15 protein-coding genes are annotated in these 13,467 nt (G+C 38.3%); 2 read left to right on the plus strand and 13 right to left on the minus strand.

Going from position 1 to position 13,467, the window contains the following annotated elements; genetic code table 11:
- Window positions 1-11: 11 nt before the first annotated feature.
- Window positions 12-1,244, plus strand: a complete 1,233-nt coding sequence (locus M3196_RS04040; protein WP_251320949.1) for a glutathionylspermidine synthase family protein — start codon at window positions 12-14, stop codon at window positions 1,242-1,244.
- Between the two features lie 41 nt (window positions 1,245-1,285).
- On the opposite strand, the gene M3196_RS22175 is transcribed toward M3196_RS04040, so the two are convergent.
- Complete coding sequence (locus tag M3196_RS22175) at window positions 1,286-1,438, minus strand: YrzI family small protein (RefSeq protein ID WP_425310974.1); 153 nt, start codon at window positions 1,436-1,438, stop codon at window positions 1,286-1,288.
- Between the two features lie 513 nt (window positions 1,439-1,951).
- Between M3196_RS22175 and menA the strand changes: the two genes are divergently transcribed.
- Window positions 1,952-2,842 carry a 1,4-dihydroxy-2-naphthoate octaprenyltransferase gene (gene menA / locus M3196_RS04045; RefSeq protein ID WP_251320950.1) on the plus strand — a complete coding sequence of 297 codons (891 nt, stop codon included), beginning with the start codon at window positions 1,952-1,954 and terminating at the stop codon, window positions 2,840-2,842.
- Between the two features lie 152 nt (window positions 2,843-2,994).
- Here menA and M3196_RS04050 read toward each other — a convergent pair whose 3' ends face one another.
- The 12 genes from M3196_RS04050 to M3196_RS04105 all read right to left on the minus strand — a co-directional run bounded on the left by M3196_RS04050 (window position 2,995) and on the right by M3196_RS04105 (window position 13,404).
- Window positions 2,995-3,786 carry a glucose-1-dehydrogenase gene (locus M3196_RS04050; protein WP_251320951.1) on the minus strand — a complete coding sequence of 264 codons (792 nt, stop codon included), beginning with the start codon at window positions 3,784-3,786 and terminating at the stop codon, window positions 2,995-2,997.
- Window positions 3,787-3,801: 15 nt separating this feature from the next.
- A complete protein-coding gene (locus M3196_RS04055) occupies window positions 3,802-4,656 on the minus strand; it encodes a GRP family sugar transporter (protein ID WP_251320952.1) in 855 nt (284 codons plus the stop codon).
- A 138-nt stretch (window positions 4,657-4,794) separates the two neighbouring features.
- Window positions 4,795-5,031 (minus strand): YrhC family protein, encoded by a 237-nt coding sequence (locus tag M3196_RS04060; protein WP_251320953.1) that lies wholly within the window; start codon window positions 5,029-5,031, stop codon window positions 4,795-4,797.
- 147 nt (window positions 5,032-5,178) lie between these two features.
- Window positions 5,179-6,315: a bifunctional cystathionine gamma-lyase/homocysteine desulfhydrase gene (locus M3196_RS04065; protein WP_251320954.1), complete on the minus strand. Its 1,137-nt coding sequence runs from the start codon at window positions 6,313-6,315 to the stop codon at window positions 5,179-5,181.
- A gap of 1 nt (window position 6,316) precedes the next feature.
- Window positions 6,317-7,240, minus strand: coding sequence for a PLP-dependent cysteine synthase family protein (locus M3196_RS04070; RefSeq protein ID WP_251320955.1), 924 nt, complete (start codon window positions 7,238-7,240; stop codon window positions 6,317-6,319).
- 12 nt (window positions 7,241-7,252) lie between these two features.
- Window positions 7,253-7,720 (minus strand): S-ribosylhomocysteine lyase, encoded by a 468-nt coding sequence (locus M3196_RS04075; RefSeq protein ID WP_251320956.1) that lies wholly within the window; start codon window positions 7,718-7,720, stop codon window positions 7,253-7,255.
- Window positions 7,713-8,417, minus strand: a complete 705-nt coding sequence (gene mtnN / locus M3196_RS04080; RefSeq protein WP_251320957.1) for a 5'-methylthioadenosine/S-adenosylhomocysteine nucleosidase — start codon at window positions 8,415-8,417, stop codon at window positions 7,713-7,715. Before mtnN ends, M3196_RS04075 begins: the two co-directional genes overlap by 8 nt.
- 19 nt (window positions 8,418-8,436) lie before the next feature.
- Complete coding sequence (locus M3196_RS04085) at window positions 8,437-9,075, minus strand: class I SAM-dependent DNA methyltransferase (protein ID WP_251320958.1); 639 nt, start codon at window positions 9,073-9,075, stop codon at window positions 8,437-8,439.
- Between the two features lie 407 nt (window positions 9,076-9,482).
- Window positions 9,483-10,112 (minus strand): molybdate ABC transporter permease subunit, encoded by a 630-nt coding sequence (gene modB / locus M3196_RS04090; protein WP_251321722.1) that lies wholly within the window; start codon window positions 10,110-10,112, stop codon window positions 9,483-9,485.
- The gene (gene modA / locus M3196_RS04095) at window positions 10,112-10,867 is read right to left on the minus strand and encodes a molybdate ABC transporter substrate-binding protein (RefSeq protein WP_251320959.1); all 756 of its coding nucleotides are present in this window, start codon (window positions 10,865-10,867) and stop codon (window positions 10,112-10,114) included. Before modA ends, modB begins: the two co-directional genes overlap by 1 nt.
- A gap of 99 nt (window positions 10,868-10,966) precedes the next feature.
- Window positions 10,967-11,563 carry a YrrS family protein gene (locus tag M3196_RS04100; protein WP_251320960.1) on the minus strand — a complete coding sequence of 199 codons (597 nt, stop codon included), beginning with the start codon at window positions 11,561-11,563 and terminating at the stop codon, window positions 10,967-10,969.
- Between the two features lie 83 nt (window positions 11,564-11,646).
- On the minus strand, window positions 11,647-13,404 hold the full coding sequence (locus M3196_RS04105; protein WP_251320961.1) for a peptidoglycan D,D-transpeptidase FtsI family protein: 1,758 nt from the start codon (window positions 13,402-13,404) through the stop codon (window positions 11,647-11,649).
- Window positions 13,405-13,467 lie beyond the last annotated feature (63 nt).

Here is a 13,467-nt window from a genome sequence, read left to right on the forward strand (position 1 = left end):
TTTTTATTATTATGAACTATAATGAAGAAAGAAAAAAATTCTATCAGCAGATCCCTGAATTTTGGGCAGATATGTACGGGCAAGAATATGCGCTGTATGAGCCATACTTTATTGATAAAGAAAAAGTAGATTCCGTTAAGGAATTTGGTTCTAGAGCGAGTCATATTCTTTTTAAAACAACCGCACTTCTTCAAAATCTTGAAGATGATACTTTAAGGCTTTTAGGTTTTCCTGATTCACTTTTTCCGTTCCTCCGGTTTCAAACACCGCTACCCAAAACAGTGATCGGCAGAATAGACTCTATCGAAACTCTTGAAGGACACAAAGTAATGGAGTTTAACAGTGATACACCTACTTTTATATATGAATGTTTTAAGGTAAACGGTCTTATTTCAAAACATTTTGAGAGTAATAATCCTAATGCTGGAAAGGAAGATGAATTAAAACGTGCTGTTCGTTCAGCCATTCTTACTTCTTACCGGGGATTAAAAACCTCACATTCTCCAAACATTGTTTTTACATCTCATGATGAAAATATAGAAGATAAGCAAACAGTCCTTTATTTGAAAAAGTTATCAGGTTTTCCGTCTCAATATATCCCTTTGGATCAGCTTATTATCCGAAAAAATGAAGGCCTCTATGATGCAGAAGGTAAAAAGATCGATGTTTTGTACCGGCAAACTTTTCCAATTGAATTGCTTATTCAGGATAGAGATGTTGTGACAGATGAAGAAATCGGTTTGCACCTGACTGATCTTGTTATTCAAAATAAGCTTGCAATAATAAATCCGCCTTCAGCATTTTTATTACAGAGCAAAGCTGTATTAGCAGTCATCTGGGGATTACACGAGGAACGAGCGCTTTATTTTACAGAAGAAGAACATGAATGGATCGCTCGATATTTTCTGCCTACCTATTTAGAACCTGATCTTTTCCTAGAAAATAATGAGATGTTTGTGCAAAAGCCGGTTTTTGGACGTGAAGGTGATACGGTCCGGATATTTGATGAAAAAGGCAGGCTGCTGGATCAAGACAAACATACAACATATGAACAATATACAAGTGTTTATCAGAAATATGTTCCTCTGCCAACAATGAAATTCCAATCGCAAAAGGGAACGATTGAGGGACACAGGATGACCGGGACCTTTATCATTAACGGACAACCAAGTGCTTTCGGATATCGTGTAGGAAATCGCATCACGGATAACCTTTCTTACTTTCTTCCTTCAGCATTAAAATAAAAGCGCCGATCCACTTATTGCGGAGGGCGCTTATCTTTTTTTTAAAGCATTGAAGAAATATTATATGATGCCTTTTCTTTAGCCCGATCATATAGAGATTTTACTCTCTTATCATAAACGTATTGTTCTTCTGATCTATGGTTTCTTTTGATTGAAAAGGTAATCGTTATAAAAAACAAATGTAATGTAAACATAAAGTTATTCACTCCTAAATAGTTAATTTATTTTTTCGGTTAGGTCGAGTCTTTCTCCGTTACCAGCCAAGTCAGCAGTGTAATTCCTATCATTATCATTGCAATCTCCTCCTTTACATTTTTAATATAAAAAACACCGCAGATTAATACCTGCGGTGCAAAAATGGTTATAAAAAAACCGCAGGCATTCGACCCGCGGTGTCTTTTAAACAAATTAAATAGACATACTGCTCCAAAGGGCGGTCGAACGTAAATTTTTATTTAGTTGGTTTGTTTTGCGTAGTTTTAAAATCATTGTGTTCAACCTCCTTTTTGTTCATTTACTTTCCTTAGCAAATTATACACAATTTACCAAGTATTGTAAAGAATTATTTTAAAGCCTTTAAAAGGATATTCAATTCTCTTAAAAAGTTTCCTTCTTTTTTTAAAATTGGGGTTTATTTTCTAAAGTTATTTATGTGTACAGTTTCACAAACTTTTATTATAATAATAATCGTAAAGGGGGAAACACAAATGGTTCATCCTAAGGTCATTTTCGCTTCTACAAGACCTTTTTCATTAACGGCGTCTGTCATACCAGTTCTATTTGGAACGATTTTAGCTTTACAGTGGACAAGCATCAATTGGACTGCTTTCTTACTTACACTTTTAGGAGCTGTATGTTTACAATGCGGCACAAACCTTGTAAATGATTATTTTGATCATATGAAAGGAGCAGATATTCCTGGTTCTTTAAGTCCGTCCGGTGTAATAGACCGAAAAGAAATGACACCTCGCCAAGTATATATAACAGGACTTATATTCTTTAGCCTGAGTATTATGATTGGATTAATTTTAACAGCAATAACTGGACCTGTTGTTCTTTTTATTGGTATTCCTTCACTATTGGTAGGATATTTTTATACAGCTACACGTTATGCATTAGCATATAACGGATTAGGTGAGGTAGCTTCAGGAAGTACACTGGGAATTTTAGCGGTCGTCGGTTCTTTTTATACACAAACACTTAATCTGAATATGGAAATCTTTTTGGCAGCAATACCCAATGCTATGCTTGTAATGGCCATTCTACATGCAAATAATTTAAGAGACTTTGATACAGATAAACAGATCGGAAAAACAACAATTGCCGGATTGATCGGCAGAAAAGCTTCCCGGATTGAGTACTATATTTTGATGCTTGGTACGTACGTTAGTTTAATTGCATTAGTTCTTTTAAATATTTTACCCGTTTGGAGTCTGATTGCAGCTATAACGCTCCCTATTGCAATAAAAGGACTGCAGATTGCAGTCTCCACTTGGGAAGCAAAGCAGCTGAACAAAGCTCTCGGATTAACTGCCATGCTTCATATGGCTTTTGGAATTCTTTTATGTATTGGAACACTGACAGGCATTCTGTTATAAAGAAAACTTGGCTGATGTTTCGCGTCAGCCTTAGTTGCACTTATACTTTCGACCTAAACTTGTTGCCACGTCGAATATCATCGTGCTAACAAGTTATACTTTCTGATAGTGTAACAAAAACACGTCCTCCTGAATAAGAGGACGTGTTTTTTTCAGCCTTTTCCTGCCTGAAACCCTGGGTAAAGCGTCATTCCGCCATCAGCAATCAATGTTAGTCCTGTTACATAACTTGCCTGGGTTGATGCGAGCCATACGGCTGTTGCTGCAATCTCCTCGGGTTCTCCTATGTACCCCATCGGAATTAGCTTCAATACTCCTTCTTTTAACTTTGGATCTGAAAACTTCTCTGCATTTATCGGTGTATTGATTGCACCTGGGGCGATGCTGTTAATACGTATTTTTTTGGGAGCGTATTCTAATGCAAGTGTTTGTGTCATTAGCTTTATTCCACCTTTGCTGGCAGCATAATGGACAAAGTGAGGCCAAGGTATGATTTCATGCACACTTGACATGTTAACGATCGAGCCTTGAATATCATTTTCAAGAAAATAGTCGAGAGCTTCACGGCATCCTAAAAATTGACCTGTCAGGTTGGTAGAAATGACTTTGTTCCAATCTTCTAAAGTCAGTTCATGGGAAGGTACTTCATTTTCAATTCCTGCATTATTGATCATGATATCAAGTGAGCCAAACGTTTCTACGGCTGAACGAATAAGATTTTTAATATCTTCTTCCTTTGTTACATCCCCTTGAACGGCAACTGCATTTCCGCCGCTATGTTTAATTTCCTCAATAATCTTTTCAGTTTCCTTAACTTGCTTATCTGAATGGTAGTTAATGACTACATTTGCTGATTCTTGACCAAATCGTATCGCACATGCTTTTCCAATACCTGTTGCTGCTCCTGTTATAATTACTGTTTTTCCATTTAAATCTGGATACATTCTAAACCACTCCTTTTACGATTTTGTAAACCCAAGCATCACACCGCCTAAAATGATAAGAACACATCCTGATATAACCCAAATAATTTCTTTTTTACTCCGTTTTTCACCGAGAATAAATATTCCGCCAAGTGTCGAAATAATAATGCCTGTTTGAGATAAAGAAAAGCTAGTTGCAATACCGATCAGCGGCAAGGCAAGAAGCAAAGTCAGGTTTCCAGTGCTCCAGATAAGACCAGTTAAGATATTCCGCACCGAATATTTATTAAAGGGTTTATGTTTAAGTGATAAAACAAGGGCTCCGAGAAACATCCCGATTGCTTGTGGCAATATTGCCTGCCATCCGTTCACTTCAAACCATCTAATAATAACGACGTAAGTAACATATCCAACCGTTGATATTAAAAGGATCGTTAGACCTTTTTTGAAATTTTGATTATCCTTTTCGTTCCCCTTTTTACTGCGGCGTGATGTTAACAATGCTCCTGCTATAATTGCACAGATAGCTAATATCCCTATAATAATTTCTGTTGTGGTTTTCCATTCTTGAAAAACCAAGACTCCAAAAAGAGTAGTTCCAAACAATTGCATTCCCGTTGATAACGGCACGATTTTAGAAACACCTAAGTAGTCAACACTTGCAAATTGATTCCGCTGTCCGATCACCCAAAAAATTCCTGAAACAACTCCAATTGCAATCACAGCCATATTAAGATCAGGCTGTACAATAAAAAATGCGACGATTGAAAATAGCAATGCTCCTAGTGTCATTCCAAAGGTCTGGCTGTGGAAATCACCTCCAAGCTTTTCACTCACTAATACGATACTTCCCCAGCATACAGCTGTAATAAGTGCCCATATAATACCCAAAAAACCACTTCTTTCTCTCTCTAGATTGTTAAAACTTATTATGACCGGGAATGGTTATTCCGTATTCATACCCCTATTTCCATTCTGTAAAAACAAAAATACCGCCCCTATTTTAGGGACGGTATGTGAAATTAATTGTTATTTAGTAAGTTCTTGTAATTGCACCTTGCACTTTCTCACAACATTGTACATAAGTGCGGTAAAACCTAAACAAGTTAGTGATGCGATTCCTAGTGTAATGGATTGGATTAAGTTTTTATCTTCGACTGGAAGAACTAATCCTAAATAGAAGAATGTGCTTACTGCCAACAAAATAAAACCAAAACGCTGGTAGTCAGCCATCTTTTTTTGTAATTGTTCAGCTTTGTTTTTCATAGCAGTTACTACCTCCTAACCTCTATTAACAGAATAACATAGGTAAGAGAGCGACCCGCCAAGCACTTTTTGACAATATCGTGAAAAAACTATGGCTAAATAGTGATCAAAAAAGAACAAGCGCATAGGCGCCTGTTCATAAGGGAATTAATGATTTAATGCGTTTTTAAGATCTTCAATAAGATCTTCAGCATCTTCAATTCCAACAGAAATTCGAATCAGCCCATCTGTTATTCCCAGTTCTGCTCTTCGTTCTGCCGGAATAGAAGCATGTGTCATTCTTGCAGGTACAGAGATCAGACTTTCAACAGCTCCTAAGCTTTCAGCGAGTGTAAAATACTTCACCTTTTTCAGAACTGCATCTGCATTTTTTTCACTGCCCACATCAAAAGATACCATACCACCAAAACCTCGTGATTGTTTTTTCGCTATATCATGCTGCGGATGATCTTCTAGTCCAGGATAATAGATTTTTTCTACAGAAGGATGTTCTTTTAAAAACTCAATGATTTTCTTCGTGCTGCTCTCATGAGCTTCCATGCGCAGTCCTAATGTTTTAATACCGCGGATTAAGAGCCATGAATCCTGAGGACCCAGAACGCCCCCTGTTGAGTTTTGTACAAAATGCAAATCTTCGCCCAGCTTATCATCGTTAACCACGACAAGACCCGCTACAACGTCACTGTGGCCTCCAATATACTTCGTCGCTGAGTGTAATACGATATCGGCACCTAATTCGATCGGATTTTGCCAATAAGGCGTGTTAAACGTGTTATCAACCATGAATAAAAGATTTTTTGATTTTGCCCATTTAGCAGCAGCTTCAATATCTGTAACTTTTAATAATGGGTTTGTTGGTGTTTCCACATAGAGTGCTCTCGTGTTTGGCTTTAAAGCTGCTTCGATCTGTTCGATATCCGTTGTATCTACAAAAGTAGACTCGATGCCGAGGCGGTTTAATACTTTTGACATAACTCGGTAAGTCCCGCCGTATACATCATCCGTTAAAATTACGTGATCTCCTGAATCAAATAGCATCATAACTGCAGTTATAGCTGCCATACCTGAGCCAAAAGCAAATCCTCGTTTTCCGCCTTCTAGATCTTTAATCAGTTCTTCAAGAGCATGACGTGTCGGATTTCCGGTTCTGGAATACTCAAAACCTTTATGAACCCCTACATCATCCTGCTTGTATGTGCTTACCTGATAAATCGGATAGACAACAGCTCCTGTATTTTTATCAGAAGGAATGCCTCCGTGGATTAATTGTGTTTTTCTTTTCATATCAGATGCCACCTTCATAAATTTTTTTGCTTAAATAACGCTCTGAGCTGTCTGCAAAAACCGTTACGATCACATCGCCGCTTCTAGCATCCTTTGCTTCTATTAAGGATGCATGCAATGCCGCTCCTGAGGAACTTCCTACAAGAAGCCCCTCCTTTTTGGCAAGCTCTGCTACACGGTTAAAAGCATCTTCATCTGTTACCGTGTGAATGCTGTTAAAATAGGATACATCCATATAGTCCGGAAGAAATTCCATGCCGATGCCTTCTGTTTTATGAGGACCGGACTCCCCGCCGTTTAATATAGATCCCTCAGGCTCAACAATAACTGTTTTAACATGCGGATTCTTTTCCTTCAGATATCGAGCTGTTCCCATAAACGTTCCGCCGGTGCCAGCTCCTGCAACAAATACGTCTACTTTACCGTCAAGGTCTTTCCAGATTTCAGGACCCAGCGTTTTATAATACGTATTAGGGTTGTCTGGATTTGAGAATTGAGATGGAGAAAATGAGTTTGGCAGCTCCGTTAAGAGTTCCTTGGTTTTCTTGATCGCACCTTTCATACCCTCCGAAGTCGGAGTATGAATTATTTTTGCGCCAAGGGCTTTCATAAGCTCTTGTTTCTCCATACTGAACTTTTCAGGTATAACAAAACAGACGTTGATCCCTTTGTTGATTGCAGCAAGTGCAAGACCTATCCCTGTATTTCCTGCCGTTGGTTCAATGACAGTCCCTCCCGGTTTAAGCTTTCCGGAAGACAGGGCACATTCTAATAGTTCCATCCCCAGACGGTCTTTTACACTTCCGCCTGGATTCATGAACTCAAGTTTTGCAAAAAGGCGCACTCCTATTGGGAGTGAAAACTGCGTGATCTCCATTAACGGGGTATTACCGATTAATTCATGCACATTTTTATAGTACTTCATGATGTCTAGCCTCTATTCAGCGAAAACTATATGCCACTCATCTTTTTTAGAAAGCATCTTACGGGCAATCTCTTTTGCACCCTCAAGGCTGTGGTTTGCTGCCCAGCCGCATTGTACTTCATTACAAGCAGGTACCTCAGTAGCTTCTAATACATCATTAAGTGTTTTTTCAAGTACTTCTAGAATTTCATCATAATTATCATGGTTGATAACTGAGAGATAAAAACCAGTCTGGCAACCCATTGGGCTGATATCTACTACAGTAGAATGATGATTGCGGATATTTTCTGCCATTAAGTGTTCAATTGAGTGAAGACCTTCCATTGGCATGTGGTCTTTATTCGGCTGGCAAAAACGAATGTCATACTTATGAATGACGTCTCCGTTTGCCCCTGAAGTTGTACCCGCCAAGCGGATGTATGGTGCAACTACTTTAGTATGGTCCAAGTTAAAGCTTTCTACGTTCATTTTTTTAGTCATGTGTTTTTAGCTCCTCTACAATTTTTTGTACAAGTTCTGCGGAATTTTTTGATGCTGTTTTTAAAAACTGATCATACGATACTCGGGCATCTTTCCCTGCTATATCCGATAATGAACGGATAATAACAAAAGGGACATCAAATTGATAGCATGTTTGGGCAATTGCTGCTGCTTCCATCTCAGCAGCGTAAAGAGCTGGAAATTTAGTCCGTATGTCTTCAACCCTTTCATGGTCGCTCATGAACGAGTCTCCAGAAGCTATCAAACCTTTTGCAACTTGAATATTTTCTACACGTGCACTTGCTTTTTCAGCCGCTTCCACTAGAGTTTGATCAGGCAGATAATTGGCAGGCATCTGAGGCACCTGACCGTATTCATATCCAAAAATGGTAGCGTCTACGTCATGATGGCGAACCTCTGTGGAGATGACAACATCCCCTACGTTCAGATCCGTATGAAATCCGCCTGCAGAACCAGTATTTAAAATAACATCCGGTTTATACAGCTGAATCATAAGTGTTGTACCAATCGCAGCATTTACTTTTCCAATCCCTGATTTCAAAAGAACGACTTCCTGATCATTTAAAAACCCTGTATAAAACTCACAGCCTGCAAGTTCATTTTTCTTAAGCTCTGTCAGCTGCTCTCTTAAAAGAACAACCTCCTCCTCCATAGCACCAATTATTCCAATTCTCATTTTGTTAATTCTCCAATTTCTATTTTTTTACCGCTTCCATGAGCCACACATACTCATTAAGTTTTTCAAAGGAAATATCAAAATCATGTTTTTTGAAAATCTCTTCCAAAACTCCAAGTGTCGTATAATATTCTGTCTGAAGATCATTCAAAAGATTGAGAAAACCTTGCTTCTTAACTTTTTCATGTCTTTCTTGTTTATCGGCTTCATGAAGAAATGCGGTATCTGCAAAAACAATTTTACCATCTTTTTTGAGCAGCTGGCTATAGTGTCCGATCGCTGCATCTTTCTCATCATCTGTTAAATGGTGAAAAGCATATGTGCTGACAATCGTATCAATTTCCTGATCTAATTTTGGAAATGATAAAAAATCTCCATCATGAAGTGTTAGTCCCGGATTTCTTTTTAAAGCTTTTTCACGCATTCCCTTGGAAGGTTCAATTCCGATAACAGTCTTTCCTTTTAAAAGCAGCTTTTCACTCAAATTCCCTGTGCCCACCCCAAATTCTAGCACTGTACTGCCTGATTTATTCGCAACTGTTTCTAGAATATGATCATACTTATGGAAGACTTCTTTGTATTCTTGATCCACACCTGCAACTGTATCATCGTATGATGAAGACCACTCGTCAAACAACTCAATAAATTCTCGTCCCATTTTTTTCACTCCAAAGTTAAAATATATAATTCCTATCAATATACTATGAATTAAACGATTACAGGTTCCAAATTACCACATTTTCTAGTCATTTTCAACATTTTCAAATGTTTGAATCTTTATTTCAATTACTTTCTTCTATAAAAAATAAAGGCTGTTTTTGTAATCTTTGTTGCAATTGAGTGGTTGATTTCCCCTTCAGCTTGCTCGCTTTCCGCGGGGTGGTGCGGTGAGCCTCCTCTGCGCTTTGAACCTGTGGTATCTCACCTGGCCCTCTGCACCCGCAGGAGTCTCGCACCTTCCGCTCTAATCAACTTTTTTATCAACGGTTCTCTTTCGCATATTAAAACAACAACTATCTTTTAGGAAACAGCCAAAAAAGACTCTGAAATGATTTTCAGAGTCTTTTAACCGGATCTTTTTAAAAATATGGAACTTATCGTTAATAAAACAAAGGAAAAGAGTGTAAGAAATAAGGATAATATCAGAGCTGATTTTTCGTCTCCCAAAAGAACATGATCATATATAGCGAGAGGCGCAGTTTGTGTTGCACCTGGAATATTTCCTGCAATCATAAGAGTTGCTCCGAATTCTCCCATCGCTCTTAAAAAAGCAAGCATCACGGCTGCAATGATCCCGTGTTTTGCCAGGGGAACGCTGACTTTCCAAAATATATTTATTGGTGATCCATCTAAACGCGCAGCATCTATAATGCTAACATCTAAATTTTCAAAAGCCGCTTTGGCTGTACGGAAAAACAGAGGAAATGCAACAATTGCTGCAGCTAATACAGCAGCTTTCCAGGTAAATATCCATTGGATTCCAAGTCTTCCTAATCCATCTTTGCCTAATAGCAGCAATAAAATGTATCCTACTACAGAAGGCGGCAAGATTAAGGGGAGGCTGAACAATGTCTCCATGATTATTTTCCCTTTGAACGAAAAACGTGCGAACAGATAGGATAACGGCAAACCAGCTGCCAGTACAAAAAATGTTGCAATCAAAGCTGTTTCTAAAGATAGTACTAATGAATGCATCAATTATTTACACTCTCTCTAAAATTATATTTCTTTAAAATTTGCTGTCCTACATTTGATCTAACATATTTCAAAAATTGTTCCGCCTCATCCTTACCAGTCTGCATTGAATATACGGGATAAACAATGGCAGGATACCAATTCTGTGGAATACTCTCAATGATCGAGATCCGTTTATTCTCTAAGGCATCTGTTCGATACATAATGGCATAATCTACAGCACCGGTTTCCACTAAGCCCTTTAAATGTACGGCATTTTGGCTGTATACAATTTTAGCTTTAATTTGTTTAACGTTTTTTAGCGCCTTTTCTGCATAATATCCTGCTGGTACAAGTTCGGGATCACCGATTCCGAGCTTACTAGATGCAGGAATGTCTTCTAAAGAACGAACAGGTGAATCTAGCTTTTTCCCTGCCACAAATACCAGTTCATTAGAAGCGATAATTCCTTTTTTATCCATTTCGATCTGATCTTCACTTGAGATAAATCGTTGAAGAGACTGAGCCGAAAATATTAAATCAGCAGGTGCACCCTTCTTTATTTGATTTATTAATACTCCAGAAGCACCAAAGTTTACTTTGATATCAATAGACGGATGATTCTTTTCAAACTGCTTCTTCCATTCGGTAACTGGCCCTTTCAGACTTGACGCAGCGGATATGTATAATACCTTCTCAGGCTGATTCGTTTTGGAACAAGAAGTTAATAAGAGTGCTAGGATTATCAGTGTTGTGATATAGTTTACTTTTTTCATATTTACTCCTATTTGTTTCATATCCTTATTGAAGCATTAACAAATAAAAAATAAAAGAAAAAAGACAACCGGCCTAGCAGCAGATTGTCTTTTGTTTCCTTATTGAACGGGTGTTACACTTATTGGCTGCCATCCTTTTTCAGGAATCCACTGCAGTTCAACATCATACTTGACCTTTTCGACTTTGGATTGAACTGTGCCTTTGGAGAGATCAGGTCCTCCGCCGTTTCCTAACCAAAAGATAGTCATCTCGTCCTCTGGGATATTTGTAGCATAGGAGATGGCCTGGACCATCTCTTTCCAGTCTTGAGATTGATCATCATATGATTTTTGATGAGGCTCAGTCTGCGATGTTCCAATCGGTTCCCAAGGACCTTCTGGACCTCCGCCTTCTGGAGTTTCAGACTGTGCTTCCTCTTCTTCATTTGTTTCTGTTTCTTCTTTATCAGGTTCCTCAGAAACATCATTATTTTCCTCTTTGTCAGATTCCATTTCAATAGCGGAATCATCTTTTGTTTCATTGCTGCTCTCTGTTTGTTCATTTACCGATGTTGACGCCTTCTCGTTATCATCACCAGAGAAAAGATTGAACGCAACAACAACAATTAACAAAAACACTAAGCCAATTGCTATGTTTAAAAAACGATTTTGCTTTCGCTTTTCTAATCTCGTTTCATAACGTTGATTTCGTTTCATAGTATCCTCCCCAGTAAAATAAACTCAATCTATTTTACCACGACCATGGTGTCTGGGAATACTCTTTCCTTCTTTCTCTGCCATTATTTATCTTTTACACTAGAGATCTGCATGACTTCTTTTGCTATATCAGCATAAACTGCAGTGGCCCTATTTGTTGAATCATGCTTCAAATCGACGATTACTAATGCGAATCTTGGGCTGTCTGCGGGAAAATATCCTGCAAACCACTTATTATTAAAGCTCTTCCCATCTCCTTTTTGAGCAGTTCCTGTTTTCCCGGCTACTTGAAAAGGCAGCGATTGCAAAGCATGGCCTGTCCCCTTTTCATTTTTAACTGCGTTTACTAAAAGAGACTGCAGCCTCATCATTGTATAAGGGGATAACGAATGTTCCTTGGCCTTATGATCCTCGAATTCGACTAATTCTGTTCCATTTGCAAAATTTACGGACTTGGCAGCTTTTACTTCTGACCAAGAGCCCCCTCTTGCGATTGCAGCCATCATATTGGCTGCTGCCAACGGAGTAATTTTCACATCCAGCTGGCCGATTGCTGTTTGTGAAATCGCTAGTTGTGATTCATAATCTTGTGTTTTTTTATTCGGGTTTCTAATTTGTCCTTTTTCTTCTTGATAGAAATGTGAAAAATTCTTAAAATGATAGACTTGTCCTCTCCATCCATTGAATTCGAGAAGTCCTAACTTTAAAGCGTATTCCTCAATAATGTTTTTATGCTCTGCAGTCAGTTCGTTCGCTAGATCTCCAAATGTTTTGTTGCAGCTTTGAGCAAAGCTATCCTCAAAATTAAGCATCCCTAATTGTCTTTCGTCTTCTTCGCCGTAAATATTCATATCACAGTTATAAAAACGATCATCCTGTATTTTGTTTTCTTCAATGGCAGCTGCTGCGGTAACAATCTTAAAGACTGAACCAGGGATTTGATGAGTTGTCATCTTATTTTCGTGTTCATATAGAGTATTACTCGTAAACACTGGCCGGCTCGCTAAAGCTAGTAGTTCATTGGTTTCCACATCCAGCAGTACCGCTCCGCCGTCTTCCAGATGATGAGCATTTAAAGATTTTTCTACAGCTTCCTGCATCTGTTTATCAATCGTTGTTTTAACATAGAGAGGATATAACGGGTTCGCTTGTGAACGGTATTTAACATCAAGACCGAATAACGGATTTCCCTGCCTGTCCACATGATAGATAAACTGAGTTTCTCCTTCAGATATTAAAAAAGGATCAAACGTATATTGCATGCCATTTTTTCCGGTTTTAGTCGTTATACTTACAGTACCTTTATCCAATTTGTCTTTATATTTTCGTTTTATTAAATTTGGGTCTTCACCAACAGCACCAATAATATGATTTGCGAATGGAAGCGGCTTTCTCCTTGTAACAAGCTGTGCGTACAAACCAGGAATCTCTAATTCATTGATCTCGTTCATTTGCTCCAGCGTCAGTTCTCTCGGTATTGAAAGAGCTGAAGGTTTTTTTAATGTGTTTATCATATCTACAATCTTATCTGAAGGCATCTGAAGGATATTTGAAATCCTGGTTATCGGCCAGTCCTCATTATAAAGATTGGGGAATACAACAATTTGAGGTATTACATCTGTTGATAAAAGCTCTCCATTTCGATCCAGGAAGTAGCCTCTGCCATCATTTATCGTAAATCGGTGTGTTCGCTGATTCACACTTTCCTCAATGAGATTAACGTTATTTTTTGAAAAAGACTTAGTGGAGATCAGCTGTATATCTGCTAAACGGTACATTAAAAATAAAATGACTGATAAAAAACAAACCCCTGCCGTTATTACTCTTTTTCGGGATAACATTGTGGTCACCACCCTAACCACATTTTCGCCTCAACTAAATCATCTTAAACAAAAAAGAAGGCT

Origin of the sequence: Fictibacillus nanhaiensis, from assembly GCF_023715445.1 — a bacterium.
Classification (GTDB): domain Bacteria; phylum Bacillota; class Bacilli; order Bacillales; family Fictibacillaceae; genus Fictibacillus; species Fictibacillus nanhaiensis_D.